The organism is Carnobacterium funditum DSM 5970, assembly GCF_000744185.1.
Classification (GTDB): Bacteria; Bacillota; Bacilli; order Lactobacillales; family Carnobacteriaceae; genus Carnobacterium_A; species Carnobacterium_A funditum.
Genome location: NZ_JQLL01000001.1, coordinates 1,872,763 through 1,888,991 on the forward strand (window position 1 = coordinate 1,872,763; position 16,229 = coordinate 1,888,991).

The following is a 16,229-nucleotide window of genomic DNA, read 5'->3' on the forward strand; positions in this document are numbered from 1 at the left end:
ACGCTGTACTTGATAGAATCCCGCTATTGATTGTTCTTATAATGAACAAATAGGGTATTTATGTAAAAATGAAAACTAAAGTTAGATTAGTGTGGTTAGGGAATAATAGTGGGGATTTGAATACCTATTTCCTTTTCATTTTTTCTTTTAAAAATAGGATATCAATAAAAGCTATACTAAAAGATAAACCTAAGCTAGTTGAAAGAATTATGGGAAAATCTATTTCAGATTCTTTGCTTAGATAGTCAAAAGTGAAATTCAAAGCACTAAACAAAATAAATAAAGTAATAAATGTAAAGATACTTTTTCTTATCTGAATCCATGTTAACTTTCTTGCATTCATAATAGTTATAAAAGGAATATAGATAACTATTATGAATGCGAAAAATGCATATCCTACTAAAAATTTAAAAGAAACAGGGCTATCTATTTTTTTGAAAATAATAAAAAATGATAGGATAGTTGCGACTAAAAATAAGCCACAAAGAATTTTTGTGAAAAGCAATGTTTTAGTCTTTTCCATTTTACACTCTCCTCAAATTGTCATTAGCTAAGTGTTGTTCAATAACTTATGATTGCTAAGAGATTACTATGGAGTTTTTTTAACTCCATATAAGCTGGAAACAACAAAATAAATACCGGCTACTCCTAAGATAATAATATAACCGCTAATTAAGCCAGCTGTAAGATAGCCGCCTAAGGTTAGTCCAACAGCCGCTAAAAGCTGAGAACCTTGGAAGGATAGTGAACCAAAACTTAAATAAGACGCTTGTTTATCTTCCGGAATCAAGTCAACTTGTCGAGCACTCAAAATAGGGGCCGAAGCTAACTCTCCAAGTGTTGCTAAGACCATTAAAGGAATCAAAAGATAAATACTATTTGCTGAAGCCATTAAGCCGTAGCCACTAATATAGATAAACAAACCAACAATGACAACAGTTCGTTCAGTTTTTTTCTCTGTTATTTTTGAAATAATAAAAGTGAAAAATACGACCATAATGGTATTAATTACTTGCAAAATACTCAGCATCCTTACCCCATCGATGTTGATAGAAAAAAGGGTGAGTGGTTTAAACTCCTTTGACAGACGAATACCGGTATACTTTTGTAAAGAAAATTCGGCTGCACTATAAAAAGCAAACCCTAAAATTAAAAGCACCCAGCGTTTGTCTTTGGATGCAATATAGTAATTGGTGAAGAGATCATGAAAAATAGTTTTTCCTTTAGTATGTGAAACGGTATTCCGATAGTTAAGGTTTTTTTGTAGAAAAGCGGAAACTATAAACTGTAAAAAAGCAGCCCCGAAAAATAAATAAACAAGATAATGTTTAAACAGGAAGCCACCAATAGAAGCACCTAAAGCCATCGATAAGTTAAATGTCCAATATTGTAGTTGATAAACTTTTTTTCGTTCATGTGGCACAGTCGAGTCAAGCAGCACAGCATCAAACGCAGAGTAATATAAATTATAAGTTATGCCACAGATTAGATAACCACTGATTAACCAAAAATGCTGTGATAGAACGCCTGTAAAATTCAAGGCAACAATAAATAATGAGACTCCATATAAATTTTGGAAGATCAATAAGATCTTTTTACGCTGGAAGTTATCTGCTAAGTACCCTCCAATGATTCCAGCAAGAAATGATGAAATAACATTTATCATAACCAATACTCCAAGCATTTCTTTGCTGAATATACTAGCTAAATAAATAATGAGGTAAGGAATGGTACATGCATAGACTAAACTACTAAAAAAAGAGGTAACTAATGTTGTTTGAATATTTTTTGAAAAAGATGATAGCATAATAATCTCCTTATAAAGTAAAGAAACAGGTGATAACGTATTAATCCGTATCCTTAGTTAGTTTTTTTATGTTTAAATGTCGTGCTAGAGAAGCAAGTAGTGCGATTTAGTAACCGTAAAACACTTTTTGAAATCTCCTTAACAAAAAATAGCGTAGCACAATTATGAGAATAAGGAAATAGAAAAATTAAAATACGTTAATAAAACAAATGATAGATCATTTATTTAAGTTCATAGATAAAATAGGCAAATCAAAAGTTCATTCTCAATCATCCTAATTTATTCGTTTCATCTAATTCATTTAGTAAATAAGGGGATTTTTAAGCTACGTGAGTCAACACGATAGTTAAAATGATTAAGGAAGAATGGTTGTATGGTTTCATTCAAAGCAGATGAGGAATAATCTATTGAATGGCTACAACAGCATGACGAAGTATATTTCCAAAAAATTAATGGGTATAAATCGTGACTACTTAAACAAATAAACCTAAAACAATCACTTAGAAAGTGTTGTTTTAGGTTTATTTGTTGTTTTTAGGAATAGTGAGACAGATTGCTGAATTTTTCAATCAAGATAATTAGAGAAAAGCAATGAGTATTAAAAAAACATTTTCAAATTCTATGCTAATATATCCTTTTTATTAAAGGAATAATAGGCTACAGATAATAATAAAATAAGATAGATACTATTTATTGTAATCGAAAATATAAGAGACATACTTTCCATGGCAGGATAATTACCTGGTAAATAGTTCGTTAAATTCCAATTAGCCATTAATAAATATTTTGCGAACTCAGTTTTGGTGGATAAGTATAATGTTAATGGTGGCCCTAAAAATAGTACTCCTAAAGTAGCACCTAATGATAGTGCTGTATTTCTACTAACAGTGGAAAAAGTAAAGGCGACTGTTGCAATGATAATTAGATAAACCAGATTACTTGCTGTTATTCCCGTAAAATAAACCCAAAAATTAGAGTGCATATACATTCCATCAGAAGCCCGATAGACATATTCAGAAGTAGGATTCATTTGCGAAGTGAAAAGCACAACTATAATTGTTGCTAGATATAAACTTAAATAATAAGATAGGGTTACTAAAAGTGTTGCCACATACTTAGAGGTTAATATTTTTGCTCTAGAGTAAGAGCGTATAAGGAGTAACTTTATAGTGCCCATCGAAAATTCTTTAGAAACCATGGCACTTGCTATAATGGCAACAAAAATACCTATTAATAAATTCAAACTAGACGTACCTACTAAAGAATCGTATAGATTATTGATAGCTGGTGGCTTAATTCCTTCTTTTGAATGGTAGTTTAATCTTTCTATTTCACTTTGATTAATACTAACCGTCATATTCTCGTCAAAAGATAACTCTGATCCACTAGTTAACAGTGCAGTATTCTTTTCCTTTAAGTTATCAACCTGTTTTGCTACTTGAGATTGCCAATCTGTACCATATGAAATATCAGCAACTGTTTCTTCACCATTAAACAGTAATGGCATTAAGCTTAGTAAGGCAGAAGTTGCCAAAATAATTATTAAGGTTACATAATTATTTTTTCTAAAAAAAACTTTATTCCATTCATTAACAACTAAATTTAACATTTTTTCCTCCTCCTTCTTATTTCATTGTAAGATTCATAAATCTATCTTCCAACGAATTTCCTTTTGGTTCAACACTGTAAATAGCTAGATTGTTTTCAACAAATAGTTTAACGATTTCCGGAATTTCTAAATCTAAAACAGATAATTGGAATTCAAGTAGTCCTTCCGTTATATAGCTAGATAATTGATAGTTGTCCAGAAGTAATTCTTGAGCTTTATTGTTATCAGATACTTTAAATTGGTAATAGTTATGCTCATTTTTTTCTTTTAAATCTTCAATAGCTATCAGCTCACCTTCTTTAATAATAGCTACTCGATCACACATTAATTCTATTTCACTAAGCAAATGGCTAGATACAATGACCGTAACGTCTTTTTCATGGGCTAATGTTTGGATGTACTGTCTCAATTCTTTTATTCCTGCAGGATCTAACCCATTAGTAGGCTCATCTAATATCAAAACTTTCGGATCATTTAATAACGATTGAGCAATACCTAACCGTTGTCTCATCCCCAAAGAGTAAGTCTTAACTTTATCGTTTATCCTACTTTTTAAATTTACGAACTCAACTAAGTTATCTATTTTTTCTTTTGAGATATTCTGATGCATCCTGCTAAAGTACTTCAAGTTTTCTAGCCCAGATAAAAAAGGATACATTTCCGGATTTTCTACTATTGCACCAATATTTTCTAAAGCTTCTTTATGGTTTTTTTGCACATCGTGGCCACAAATCTTTACACTGCCAGAAGTAATGTCGATGAGGCCGACTATCATCCTGATAGTCGTCGTTTTCCCAGCCCCATTAGGCCCAAGGAGCCCAAAAACTTCTCCCTTTTTTATATTAAGCGATAAATCGTTAATAATCTTTTTTTTACCGATGACTTTCTCTAAATTAGATAGTTCTACATTAAATTCCATAGTCTCTCCTTTTATATAGTATTGGTTAATTAGTTATCATTCTCTAAGATTAAATTTTAGTCTCTTTTTAAGGAATACCTTACTATTTAGTGAATAGCCATTAGGTAAAAGAATGGACTAGTTTATGTAGTTATAGCTATTAAGTGCAACTATTATTTAATGGGTTATTTCATTTAGTATTAATATTTTGAATAAACTAATGCAGTGTTCTACAATTAATGTCATTCTTTTTTATCGTAGCTACTATCCTGAGTGGAGCCAAGAGCTACTAACCTAACAAAAGACCTCAATCTATCCCTTATAGACCATTCTAACCTCCCATCTAATATGGATCATATAACAAGCCTAATAAAAACTATTAAACAACTCTATTCTCATTATTTATGTTCGCCGTATCCGAAATGAATTTGTGAACTTCCTGATGGTGTTAAAATAACAAGGGATGTCCAATCCACATCTACAGTAACATAATTGAAGTGAAAGTTAAATTTTATATTAATTGTATTTTAATTGAAATTAACGACAATAGGATGAGTCATTGTTCTTTTGAAGGTGTAAAATAAGACACGATTTAATTCTAAAAATAATTTAACAAAAAGCTTTCCTGAATTTAAAGTACATAAGGATAGATTCTATGAGTAACCCTATTGAATTAATTTTAACAGGTTAAATTTTCACCACTAATGAGCTAATCGGAGGGAATTGTAAGATGTGCGTTAGATTATCGTGACTTTCTTTTAAAAGTTGCTCGTCTAGTGATGATTATCATTGTAATAAGATTAGATTATTGGTTCAATATGGTTATAGTGAAAAAGATGAAAAGGTGGTTTTTAATCATGACATATTTTTAGTCGTAGTGATGGATGCTTTCAGCTATATTGTTTACCGTAAGTCTTTTAATCTTAAATAAAGTAAAAGTAATTAGTTTTATACAAAAACTTTCTTTGAAAATAAAAGTATGAGATTCAATAATTTCTTTAGGGATAGTATTTTTATTTGGGTTTTTGCTAATGTACTTTCGGGAGTTTTATATGATCAATTTAACTTAGTAACATTTTCATTTTTGCACTTCACTTTTTAGCCATTTTATAGAGTTTATAACATTATTATTTTTCTATAGCCGTTTTTCTAAGAAGATAATAAGCTGCAATCGACAAACTATATTCGATGGCTATTTCTTGAATGACTAATGAAAATATAGCGCCACTAAAAGTAAAAGCAGAAAGAAATGTAAAAAGGAAAGACTTACCTCAACTGAATAGCTTCCCTTTAACACCCGCATTCTTTAACTCCTTTTAATATCTATAAATACGTAAAAAATAAAAGAACGCAATAACTTGCCTCTTAGCAAGCATTAGTTGTGAACGTTAATAAAACTGTTAAGTGTATATTTTTTTATTTATCAATATGCTATTATTTTTGAAATTAGCATAGAAAGAAAAAGGCACTCTGATTTCAAAGATTTCTCAGTACACGACGGTATCTAATGTCATGTATTTTATTTTCAAAATAAAGTAATGAAGAATGAAGTGTTAAATAAAAGAAATGAGAGGCGAATCAAGCAAATGGAAAATAAAGCAGAAGATAAAAACGTTCAGAAATTTTTATATGATGTTATGGAGACTGATAATGAAAAATTTAACATTTTAGAAGAATTAAGGAATAGTGTATTTACACATTGCAAAACTACGCATGAAAGAATGATGTATGGAGGCATTATGTTTTCTAATGAAAAAGACTGGGGCGGTATTTTTGTTTACAAAAGCCATGTATCTTTTGAGTTTTCAGAGGGCTTTAAATTAAATGATCCCAATAAATTATTGCAAGGTACTGGGAAAAAAAGACGTCATTTAAAAATTTATTCTTTATCAGATATCCCTGAAAAAAAAGTAGCTTTCTTTGTTAAACAAGTACTTGCTCTTAATTGAAGCAACTAATGGAATGAATAAGTAAAAATGAAAAATAGGAATGATTTAATATGAATACTAAAAAACAGTTCGTTATGGCATTAATATTAGTAGCGGTAGTAATTATTTATAGAAGTATGATAAGTTTTACCGAAGTGGTAGACAATTTAGGTATGTTATTTTTTGTATCGCTTGGTTTTTGGTTTCCTTATGATACTGCAAGAAAAAAAGATAGAACTAAATCCTGGGAAAACAAACAAGTTCAAGACATTATTCAAAGAAAATTTTCACCTTTATAGTGGCAATGAAAAATGCAAACTTGTATAATAAAAAATAGTTAAAAAGTAAATGAGGTGAAAGCATATGCCGAAAATTGAACGTAAAAAACATGAAGTTTACCAGGGCAAAGAAGAAGATATTGAAATAAAGAGCGGTCGCTTTCGATTGTACTTTCAAAACCGGTATACCCTTATATCATTAGCGACTGATCTCATCACAGGAATATTTTATATTATTGCAAGTATATCCGCTTTGACTTCTATGCCAGATATTTATGGTAAGTACCTTTATTTAATGGGAGGAATTTTCTTAACTATCCGCCCCATTTTAAAAATTATCCATAATATCTTTATCTATGACGAAAAAAAAATAGCAGAACAGGAAGAACAAAAAAACACAGAAGAATACGAGGAATACAATGAAGATTATTATGGTAAGGATAAAGAATATAAGGAGAAAGAAAATCAAGAAAACAAAAAAAAGGAAAGTTAATCTAATTTTTACAGGCACTTTTGTAAATAGTGTGGATACCTTACTTACATGTCTTCATAATTTACCTCGGAACATAGCAAAGGGTATTAATAACGCTGAAATGCCATAGTAAATAGAGCCTTAAGTAGTTGATGAATTAAACAAAAATAAAAAGAATTCAAATACTTTTAAACAAATTTACTAACAGGTTTTAGCCATGTAAGTTATTTCCTGTAAGAGCAATTGACATTTTTGCAGGGCTTACTTTTATAGGAAATAATTTTATACTAACAGATTATGATGCAATCAAAAATATACAATTGGATGTAAAGTAGAAACGAAGAATGAGTTGACACAGATACAACGAAGTATTATCCAGTTGAAATAAAAATAACCGAAAAAAAGTAGAAATAATTAAAAATCAAAGGATTTAAAAATAAAGAAGGAAATTCCTTCAATCCTAAGATAAAATTATATGACAATCAGTTAGAATATAATTTAAATAAGCCACATCTCCCCTGAGTTAGAATGGAGTAATGGCTTATTTTTGAATTATTAAACAGTTATTATCCTAAAGTATTTATAGAATGTTACTTAGCAATAATTTTATCAAATACTTAGATAAGATTGAGATTAATAGAGATACTTAAATTATTGAATCCACGGTATATGAATTCCTACTCAATCAGTCTTTACTGGAATAGTATGCTTATTTTTTTTATCATTCCAAATTTCTAATAGTTTATCAAATGTTAATTGACTAGTACTATTTAAAATATAGTCAGCATCTTTTAATGTCTGTAAATCACCTATTCCAATAGAGAGCATCTTAGAATCATTGATAGCCTGAATTCCTGAATAAGCATCTTCTATACCGATAGCATATTTTGAATGAACACCTAGCTGTTGACAAGCAGTTTCAAATGTTTCAGGTGCTGGCTTTCCATTTTTTAATGTTGACGGATCTACAATTGTATCAAAATGATTATACAAGCCAAGATTTCGTAATAGTTTAGGTGCATTTCGACTGGCAGACGCCAATCCAATTTTTATATTATTAGAACGGAGATCATTCAATAACTGATCAATACCAGGCAAAATATTTTTGGGATTAACTTGATCGATTAAAGTGATATACAAATCATTCTTTTCTTTTTCAAAAACAGCTATTTCTTCTTTTGAAAAATCATTTTCTAATCCTCCTAGGGATAGGATTCTACGTAGTGATTCGGTACGATCGACCCCCTTAAGGTGTTCATTAAAATCTTCAGTAAGAAAGATACCTAATTTTTTAGCTAAAGCTTGCCAAGCTTTAAAATGAAAATCAGCAGTATCGGTGATAACGCCATCTAAATCAAAAATAACAGTTTGAAACATAATAATTCCTCCTAAAAGCTTTTAGTCAATACGATGATTATTATAGTATATTGAATATAATTAAGCAATTTTTATATGAAAGCGCTTGTTTTAATTAAAAATGTCTGTTATTATCCATGTATAGAGAAAACGTTTTCGAAAGGTGGTGAGTTGCTATGAAGGGGAAACTGGTACTTAGAATATTGGCCATTTCGATTGATGGAATGTTCGTCTATCTTCCAAGTTATATGCTTTTGACTATTTTAGGCTTTGAGGGATTATTGCTTAAACTTCTTCCACAATTATTATTTGCAGTATACAATACAGTTTCTCTTTCTTCTTTTGATGGAAAAACAATAGGTAAGTATTTCTCTCGATTAAATGTTTATACTGAAGAATCTGGAATGATACACTTTGGCATGAGAGAATCTTCTAAGCTACTTTATTTCCTTCCTAATGTTGGTGTTGTGTTCTTAGTTTTATCAGGCTTAACTATGTTAGTTTTTAAATTAACACTTCATGACTGGATAAGTCAGAGTAGAGTGTTGCTTGATGTGGAAAGGGAAGGAATAGAAAGAGAGGGACATATTGGAAAACAACTCTATCGATGAAGTTTTGCAAAAAAGCTTCATAGCAGAAATTGACACAGGAGATTTGCTTATCCTTTTTATAATGGCTACAGCTATAGGGATATTATTGGCTCGAATGTTTAAAAATCAATATAATCCTTCAACACTAATAAAAAGCTATATGTTTTATGGCGTAGTTCATTGCTTAATTGGAATAGCCTTGTTTAAAGCACCTATAACTATTGTAATTGGTACATATCTATTAGGGGCAATATTTGCTGCGTTTCGATCAAATTATTATTTTTATGAGTAAAGATTTATTTTTAAAACTAAAACGTTTTCTTAGGAGGAAATTATGAATAGCGGAATGAAATATTACAAGGATAATCCTTGGTTGATTAGAGAAGATAGATTTAATGTAGATTGGTTAGGTAAGGTAGAAGCAGCTATGTCTTTAGGAAATGGTTACCTAGGTGTACGATCTGCAACAGAAGAAAGCTATATAGGAGAAAAACGAAACACTTTTGTATCAGGCACATTTAATAAAATTAGTGAGAATGAAGTTACTGAACTACCCAATATTCCTGACTTAATTGGGATGGAATTTCGATTGAACGGTAAACGATTAGATATAACGAAAGGGCTACTAACTGACTATCACCGCACTTTAGATTTAAAAACTGGTGAACTCATTCGCTCATTTGTTTGGGAATATGACGATATTAACGTTCAATGTAATTTTAAGCGATTTGTATCATTTTCACAAAAACATCTTATTTGTCAGTTTGTAGAATTTAAAAATTTAGGTCAATCTTTGGAAGTGGAATTTATTTCAGGGATAGATGGTCAACTAACAAATAGCGGAGCACAACATTTTACTGAAGGTGATAAAGCATTAACAGAAGGTAAATATATACAAATGATGCCCCATACCACACAATCAGACATTTTCATGGTATTATCTACAACTCATAAAATTCAAAAAGAACAGGATATTTACCAGGAAACAAAAAAACGGGTTGAAATGGGTAGACGAAAGGTATATAACCGTTATTGGATAAATCTGGATGCTGGAGAAAAAATGGAAATAGAGAAGATTTCATCAATATATACCGGAATAGATAAAGAGACAGTAGGGAAAACGATTAATGAAGTGAAACATATTGCGTTGGATGAATTAAAGCAAGCAGAAGTATCTGGTTATCAAAATTTATTTGAGAAATCTGCTAAGGCTTGGAAAGATAACGTATGGTCAGTACTACCAATCACGATAGAATCAAAAAACTTCAAAGATCAGTTAGCAATTAATTTTGCTAGATATCATCTTCATTCAATAACTCCTGCTCATGATGAGCGAATGAATATTGCCGCGAAAGGTCTCTCTGGAGAAGGGTATAAAGGACATACTTTTTGGGATACAGAAATATTTATGTTACCTTATTTCACATTCACTCATCCCGATATTGCGAAAAATCTTGTGACGTATCGATACTTAGGACTTGCAGGTGCTCATAAAAAGGCTAAAGAAAATGGATTTGAAGGAGCGCAATTCCCTTGGGAAGCAGCCTGGCCAGATGATGGCGAGACTACGCCTATCTGGGGAGCGGCTGATATTGTTACTGGACAGCAAACTAAGATTTGGTCTGGTTTCATAGAACAACATATTACAAGTGATGTGACATTTGGCATCAAGCAGTATTTGGATGTAACTGGGGATCAAAAATTTGCAAGGGAAAAAGGTTTTGAAGTCATATTAGATACAGCAAAATTTTGGGCTAGTCGACTTGAATGGCAAGAAGACAAAAAACGTTATGAAGTTTTAGAAGTTATTGGTCCAGATGAGTACAAGGAACACATCGACAACAATGCTTATACTAATTATACAGCTTATTGGAATATCAACTTAGCTATAAAACTGTATGAAGAACTGAAAGAAAATGAACAGCATATTTTCCGGAAATTGAATGAAAAGCTCAATCTAAATCAATTTTACGAACAATGGTTAGATAAAGTTAATAAGATATACTTGCCAGAACCCACTAAGGAAGGAGTGATACCTCAAGATGACAGCTATTTATCAAAAAAGATAATCGACTTAACTAAATATAAACAGAGCCCACATGTTGGTACGTTATTCCATGATTACAATTTGGAACAAGTAAATGATATGCAAGTCACTAAACAAGCTGATGTATTACTTTTATTGTTTTTATATGAAGATCTCTTTTCAAAAGAGGAAAAATTGGTTAACTGGAATTACTATGAACCGAAAACAGTGCATGACTCGTCATTATCATTATCTACCCATGCTATATTAGCTGCTGATCTTGGCAGGCTGGAGTTATCTTATGAACTTTTTAATAAAGCGATGAATATTGATATGGGAGAGGATATGTACTCCTCAGATGATGGGATTCATGCAGCCTCACTAGGAGGAATCTGGCAAATGGTTGTATTTGGATATGGAGGAGTAAGGTGTCTCAATGGCAAACTCCGAATAGAGCCACATTTACCAGAAGCTTGGAATAACTTAACATTTGGTATCATCTGGAGAGATAATCCGTTAACTATTGAGGCCACAAAAGAACGAGTTAGTGTGACAAATAATGGTTCAAATCCAGTTTCTTTTGAAGCATTTGGTTCAAAATATTGTATTTCTGCTGGCAACAAAAAAAATATAACTATATAGGAGGAATAAAGATGAAAAAGTGGAAAAAATTTATTGGGGTAGGGATTACATTATCGGCAGCGCTTCTTATGACAGCTTGCGGTGGAAGCAGCGAGAATGAAAGCGGTTCTGGAGATGAGGAATCAGATTTTAAAGGAAACACACTGACGATTGGTGTATGGGGAGGAAATGAATCAGAAGAAGGTTCGTTAGATAAAATGATTAGTGTATTTGAAGATGAAACAGGTTCAAAGATTGAGAAAAAAGTTTACACAGACTACAATACTCAAATTCAAGCAGATTTAGCAGGGAAAACGGCCCCTGATGTTTTCTACGTTGACTCATATATGTATCCTTGGTTCTCTCAAAACGGAACATTAGCAGATCTGGATGTTGATAGCTTCGAGGGGGATAAATTTTATGAAAGTTTAACGGATAGCTTTACAACTGATGGTAAATTACAGGCAATACCAAAAGATATGTCTACCTTAGCGCTATATTTAAATACTGAAATATTTGAGAAAACTGGAGTATCAGTGGATGAAATTCCATCTTCATATGAAGAATACGTAAAATGGCTACCAGGCTTTCAAGAAAAAATTGATGTTGCTTATGGTAAAGATAAAGTATTTGCAATGAGTTACAACCAGGATCTAGCTCGCAATTATCATTTAGCAGCAAGAGATGGCGGGATGCCGATAAAGGAAGATGGAACAGCGAACTTGGAGAACGAAAAAGTTGTTGAAAATTTAACAATATTAAAAGAATTGGTTGATACTAATGCTGTCGTAACCCCAGAAGAAATTGGTACTGGCTGGAATGGGGAAGCATTTGGCGCTGGGAAAATTGCAATTATGGATGAAGGTAATTGGGTGTACCAAACGTTGAAAGACGAATTTTCAGATATCCCATTTACTGTTCGTAAAATGCCTACTTACAAAGATACAGAAGGTTCTATGATGTTCTCAGTAGGCTGGGGTAAATATGCAGGGACTGAACAATCTGAATTAGCTGATAAGTGGATTCAATACGCAACAGGTGTCGAGGGTATGAAATTATGGGTTGAAGGTACAGGTACATTACCTAGTCGTCAAGATGTAGCAGATAAAGTAAAGATTACAGAAAATGCAGATTTAAAAGTTCATTTGGAGGCATGGGAATATGCTACCATTTGGCAAAATGGAACAACTCTTGATACGGTAAATAAAGCTTATCAAAATTTCTTGACTAACGCTTTAAATGGTACCAAACCATTCGAAGCAGCGATGAAACAAGCAGATGAACAAGCGAATGCTGATATTAATCCAGATTAGAGATTGGTAATTTATAAAGATTGAGGTGAGTTATTTACTTACCTCTAGTCTTTTTTTACAGAAGGGTGGCAAATTATGGAAATTCGGAAAATCAAGAAAACTAAAACACAAATGCAAGAAATTAAACAAGCATGGGTTTTTTTGGCACCAGCTATTGTAATTGTTGGAATTTTTTTTATTTGGTCGGTTCTCTTTGCGATTTATCTTTCATTTAATGATGTGAATTTATTTACAAATACTTATTCTTTTAAAGGATTTGATAATTACTTAAGAATTTTTTCTGATAAAAAGGCACTGATTGCTCTGAAGAATACAGCAACATTTGCTTTTGTGGTAGTACCTTTACAAACTTTCTTTGCATTAATTATCGCTTATATTTTGAGCAATAAAGGAATTAAAGGTAAGAAGCTCTTTCGAATGATTTATTTCTTGCCAACACTAACCTCTAGTTCTGCATTAACGATAATATTTATGTTTATTTTTAATATTTATGGACCAGTTAATGAATTCTTTATGAATATAGGACTATATGACACGCCTATTAATTTTCTGCAAGAACCAGCATATGCCCTAAGAGTTATTATGGTAATGAATATTTGGTCTACTGTTCCGTACTATATGACTATATACTTAGCTTCGCTAGTCGATTTACCTTCATCCTTGTACGAAGCTGCAGAGATTGATGGGGCAACTGCAATTGATAAGTTGAAATATATCACAATACCATATTTACGACCAATCACTACCTTTGTACTTTTGACTGGGATTATTGGCACATTTCAAATGTTTGATCAAGCGTATATTTTTTCTAACGGTTCTGGTGGGCCAAATAATTCAACGCTAACCCTTTCATTGATGATTTATCAGTATGCTTTTGGTCAGATGAATACAATGGGATACGCTGCTGCGTTGGCAATTGTCTTAGCAGTCATTATATTTATTGCTGCACGGCTAGCTGAAAAAATAAATACTGAAAGGTAGGGAGAAAAGATGAAACAGAAAAAGAAATTACAAATTCTTAAAGGAATGTTGTATATGGTTTTAGTCGGTTATGCAATACTGACATTTTATCCTTTTATTTGGGCAGTTGCGGCATCATTTAAATCATACAGTGAAATCGTATCAGGAGATATGGGATTGATTCCTAAAGAATTTACGTTAGAAAACTTTCAATATGTATTAGGAAGGTCTACTCTATTTATGCGTTGGTTTATTAATTCCGTTATAATATCCGTTATTGGGACTGCGATTAATATATTGTTGAATACAATGGCAGGATATGCTTTAGCACGACTAAATTTTCCGGGTCGGCAACGAATATACTATGGATTCCTAGCTTTAATGATGGTTCCTGCTCAAGTTCTGTTAATTCCTAATTATTTAATTTTAATGAACTTAGGAATGTTAGATAGTTTTTCTGCTTTAATTTTACCAGCTGCCATTAATATTGGAAATATTTTTATGATGAGACAATTTTTCTTATCTTTTCCAAAAGATATCGAAGAAGCAGCTGCGATTGACGGCTTAGGAAGATTTCAAACTTTTTTTAGAATTGTTATGCCGTTGGCCAAGCCTTCTATCGCTACACAAGCAGTATTTGTTTTCATGGGATTTTGGAATGAATTTATGAAACCTATGCTTTATTTGACTACACCAAGTAAATATACGCTTACTCTTGGTTTGCAGACTTTTCAGAGTAGAAATGGTGGAGTGCGATGGGATCAAACAATGGCTGCTAGTGTGATTACGATTATCCCAATTATTATCATCTATTTAATATTCAATAAGTATTTTTTACAAGGAGTACGTATGGATGGAGAAAAATAAATCTTTTCTGTTAGATATTTTTAAACTTTCCCATCGAAAGCCAGGATATCTTGAGACAATATTTTCTCTTAGGAACGGACATATTGGCGTCCGAGCAGGAAATCCAGAAGCCTTTTTTAATGGTTTTTTGAGAGTGAAAATAGTCAGTATGGAGAAGTGGCATACGGTTATGCTAAGGAGCACCAAACGATAGTTAAATTGCCAAACCTACGTGGGATAATTTTACAGATTGGTGATGAAGATTCTTCACAGGAAGAATGGGCTATTAAAATAACTAAAATACAACTTGATATGGCACAAGGTATACTTCACGAAGCGTATAGCATTCAAACTCCAAAACAAAAAACTTTTGAACTATCATTAACTTCGTTTACTTCAATGAAAAGACCAGAATTATTTGTATGGAAGTATACTGTCGGAAAATGCAATTTTAATGAGATGATTTTTATGAAGCATATGTTGAATCAAAGAGGCGAATTTTCGAATACGGATGATCCTCGAGTAGTAAGCAAATCTCATAAGTTGAATATCGAAAAAAGAGATTCTTATTATCAACTGACTACTGGAAATAGTGGTAAGACGTTAGCTATTCGAATCTTTAATGCCTCAGGTCAATTGACACAACATGAACAAATTGTTACAATTTTCCAAATTAGTAAAGTTGATAGTTGCTGTTCAAAGTCAATGTTTGTAAACAATATTGCGAACTTTGAAACGTTGATTCCTGAACAAATACAATCTTATAAAGAATTTTGGTTAATTAGTGATAGTTCTATTAAGGGGAATGACGGTTTATAAAAATGAATTCGGTTTAATCTTTTCCATTTGAATCAGGATGCAGGAAGAGACGGGAAAACGAACTTTGCAGCTAAGGGATTAACTGGAGAAGGCTATGAAGGACATTGTTTTTGGGTTACAGAAATGTATATCCTACCCTTTTTTGTCTATACAAATCCACAAATTGCAAAATCGTTGTTGACTTATAGATAGAATACAGTAGAAAATGCAAAGAAACGAGCGGATGAATTAGGCCAGAAAGGTGCTTTATTTGCTTGGCAAACAATTGATGGCCAAGAAATAAGTGCATACTATCTTGCTGGAACCGCACAAGTTCATATTAACTCAGATATCGTATATGGTTTCCAATTATATGAAAGTGTTACGGAAGATGAAGAATGTATTGCAAATTATGGACGAGATGTTGTATTTGAAACGGCAAAATTTTGGATAAGCTTTGGAGATTTCTTAACGAAGGAAGATAAGATTACTTTTTGTATCAATGGTGTCACTGGTCCAGACGAATATAGCGCTTTAGTGAATAACAATTTTTATACTAATAAGATGGCTCAAAATAATCTGAGATATGCAGTAGAGTTGGCTAATCGATATAATTTATATCAGAAGGAAAAAATAGAATGGAAGGCTGCAGCAGATTTGATGCGTTTTGGGTACGATAAAAAAATCAAATGACTAAACAAGGCGATAGTTTCTTAGACTTAGCACG

The 16,229-nt window shown here is 31.9% G+C and carries 15 protein-coding genes and 1 pseudogene; 11 read left to right on the forward strand and 5 right to left on the reverse strand.

The genetic code is table 11. The features are described from left to right. Positions 1-124 precede the first annotated feature (124 nt). The 4 genes from BR44_RS08740 to BR44_RS08755 all read right to left on the reverse strand — a co-directional run bounded on the left by BR44_RS08740 (position 125) and on the right by BR44_RS08755 (position 4,335). Positions 125-523, reverse strand: coding sequence for a hypothetical protein (locus tag BR44_RS08740; protein ID WP_034551920.1), 399 nt, complete (start codon positions 521-523; stop codon positions 125-127). Positions 524-589: 66 nt separating this feature from the next. Continuing rightward, a complete protein-coding gene (locus BR44_RS08745; protein WP_034551921.1) occupies positions 590-1,807 on the reverse strand; it encodes an MFS transporter in 1,218 nt (405 codons plus the stop codon). A 619-nt stretch (positions 1,808-2,426) separates the two neighbouring features. Beyond that, on the reverse strand, positions 2,427-3,416 hold the full coding sequence (locus BR44_RS08750) for an ABC transporter permease (protein WP_034551922.1): 990 nt from the start codon (positions 3,414-3,416) through the stop codon (positions 2,427-2,429). A gap of 16 nt (positions 3,417-3,432) precedes the next feature. Further along, a complete protein-coding gene (locus BR44_RS08755) occupies positions 3,433-4,335 on the reverse strand; it encodes an ABC transporter ATP-binding protein (protein WP_034551923.1) in 903 nt (300 codons plus the stop codon). Between the two features lie 1,565 nt (positions 4,336-5,900). Between BR44_RS08755 and BR44_RS08760 the strand changes: the two genes are divergently transcribed. The 3 genes from BR44_RS08760 to BR44_RS08770 all read left to right on the forward strand — a co-directional run bounded on the left by BR44_RS08760 (position 5,901) and on the right by BR44_RS08770 (position 7,013). After that, on the forward strand, positions 5,901-6,263 hold the full coding sequence (locus BR44_RS08760; protein WP_034551927.1) for a DUF1801 domain-containing protein: 363 nt from the start codon (positions 5,901-5,903) through the stop codon (positions 6,261-6,263). A gap of 50 nt (positions 6,264-6,313) precedes the next feature. After that, positions 6,314-6,541 carry a hypothetical protein gene (locus BR44_RS08765; protein ID WP_034551928.1) on the forward strand — a complete coding sequence of 76 codons (228 nt, stop codon included), beginning with the start codon at positions 6,314-6,316 and terminating at the stop codon, positions 6,539-6,541. A 64-nt stretch (positions 6,542-6,605) separates the two neighbouring features. Beyond that, the gene (locus BR44_RS08770; protein WP_051912656.1) at positions 6,606-7,013 is read left to right on the forward strand and encodes a YrhK family protein; all 408 of its coding nucleotides are present in this window, start codon (positions 6,606-6,608) and stop codon (positions 7,011-7,013) included. 660 nt (positions 7,014-7,673) lie between these two features. Here the strand turns inward: BR44_RS08770 and pgmB are convergent. Continuing rightward, on the reverse strand, positions 7,674-8,369 hold the full coding sequence (pgmB, locus tag BR44_RS08775; RefSeq protein WP_034551929.1) for a beta-phosphoglucomutase: 696 nt from the start codon (positions 8,367-8,369) through the stop codon (positions 7,674-7,676). Positions 8,370-8,524: 155 nt separating this feature from the next. Between pgmB and BR44_RS08780 the strand changes: the two genes are divergently transcribed. The 8 genes and pseudogenes from BR44_RS08780 (at position 8,525) to BR44_RS11935 (ending at position 16,195) form a co-directional block, all read left to right on the forward strand. Further along, complete coding sequence (locus BR44_RS08780) at positions 8,525-8,959, forward strand: RDD family protein (protein WP_034551930.1); 435 nt, start codon at positions 8,525-8,527, stop codon at positions 8,957-8,959. After that, a complete protein-coding gene (locus tag BR44_RS08785) occupies positions 8,937-9,230 on the forward strand; it encodes a hypothetical protein (protein WP_034551931.1) in 294 nt (97 codons plus the stop codon). Before BR44_RS08780 ends, BR44_RS08785 begins: the two co-directional genes overlap by 23 nt. Positions 9,231-9,272: 42 nt before the next feature. Beyond that, positions 9,273-11,606 (forward strand): glycoside hydrolase family 65 protein, encoded by a 2,334-nt coding sequence (locus BR44_RS08790; RefSeq protein ID WP_034551933.1) that lies wholly within the window; start codon positions 9,273-9,275, stop codon positions 11,604-11,606. Between the two features lie 11 nt (positions 11,607-11,617). Next, positions 11,618-12,898 carry a sugar ABC transporter substrate-binding protein gene (locus BR44_RS08795; protein WP_034551934.1) on the forward strand — a complete coding sequence of 427 codons (1,281 nt, stop codon included), beginning with the start codon at positions 11,618-11,620 and terminating at the stop codon, positions 12,896-12,898. A gap of 75 nt (positions 12,899-12,973) precedes the next feature. Continuing rightward, complete coding sequence (locus BR44_RS08800; RefSeq protein ID WP_034551937.1) at positions 12,974-13,879, forward strand: carbohydrate ABC transporter permease; 906 nt, start codon at positions 12,974-12,976, stop codon at positions 13,877-13,879. Between the two features lie 9 nt (positions 13,880-13,888). Then, entirely contained in the window at positions 13,889-14,725 is an 837-nt protein-coding gene (locus BR44_RS08805; protein ID WP_034551938.1) for a carbohydrate ABC transporter permease, read from the forward strand. A gap of 156 nt (positions 14,726-14,881) precedes the next feature. Further along, positions 14,882-15,523, forward strand: a complete 642-nt coding sequence (locus BR44_RS11930) for a glycoside hydrolase family 65 protein (protein WP_245592948.1) — start codon at positions 14,882-14,884, stop codon at positions 15,521-15,523. Between the two features lie 27 nt (positions 15,524-15,550). Further along, a pseudogene (locus BR44_RS11935) lies at positions 15,551-16,195 on the forward strand (hypothetical protein). Positions 16,196-16,229 lie beyond the last annotated feature (34 nt).

Coding starts and splice junctions, on each gene's coding strand:
- BR44_RS08795 (WP_034551934.1), top strand. CDS start 11,618: ATGAAAAAGTGGAAAAAATTTATTGGGGTAGGGATTACATTATCGGCA.
- BR44_RS08750 (WP_034551922.1), bottom strand. CDS start 3,416: ATGTTAAATTTAGTTGTTAATGAATGGAATAAAGTTTTTTTTAGAAAA.
- BR44_RS08790 (WP_034551933.1), top strand. CDS start 9,273: ATGAATAGCGGAATGAAATATTACAAGGATAATCCTTGGTTGATTAGA.
- BR44_RS08745 (WP_034551921.1), bottom strand. CDS start 1,807: ATGCTATCATCTTTTTCAAAAAATATTCAAACAACATTAGTTACCTCT.
- BR44_RS08780 (WP_034551930.1), top strand. CDS start 8,525: ATGAAGGGGAAACTGGTACTTAGAATATTGGCCATTTCGATTGATGGA.
- BR44_RS08805 (WP_034551938.1), top strand. CDS start 13,889: ATGAAACAGAAAAAGAAATTACAAATTCTTAAAGGAATGTTGTATATG.
- BR44_RS08760 (WP_034551927.1), top strand. CDS start 5,901: ATGGAAAATAAAGCAGAAGATAAAAACGTTCAGAAATTTTTATATGAT.
- BR44_RS08770 (WP_051912656.1), top strand. CDS start 6,606: ATGCCGAAAATTGAACGTAAAAAACATGAAGTTTACCAGGGCAAAGAA.
- BR44_RS08755 (WP_034551923.1), bottom strand. CDS start 4,335: ATGGAATTTAATGTAGAACTATCTAATTTAGAGAAAGTCATCGGTAAA.
- BR44_RS08740 (WP_034551920.1), bottom strand. CDS start 523: ATGGAAAAGACTAAAACATTGCTTTTCACAAAAATTCTTTGTGGCTTA.
- BR44_RS08800 (WP_034551937.1), top strand. CDS start 12,974: ATGGAAATTCGGAAAATCAAGAAAACTAAAACACAAATGCAAGAAATT.
- BR44_RS08765 (WP_034551928.1), top strand. CDS start 6,314: ATGAATACTAAAAAACAGTTCGTTATGGCATTAATATTAGTAGCGGTA.
- pgmB (WP_034551929.1), bottom strand. CDS start 8,369: ATGTTTCAAACTGTTATTTTTGATTTAGATGGCGTTATCACCGATACT.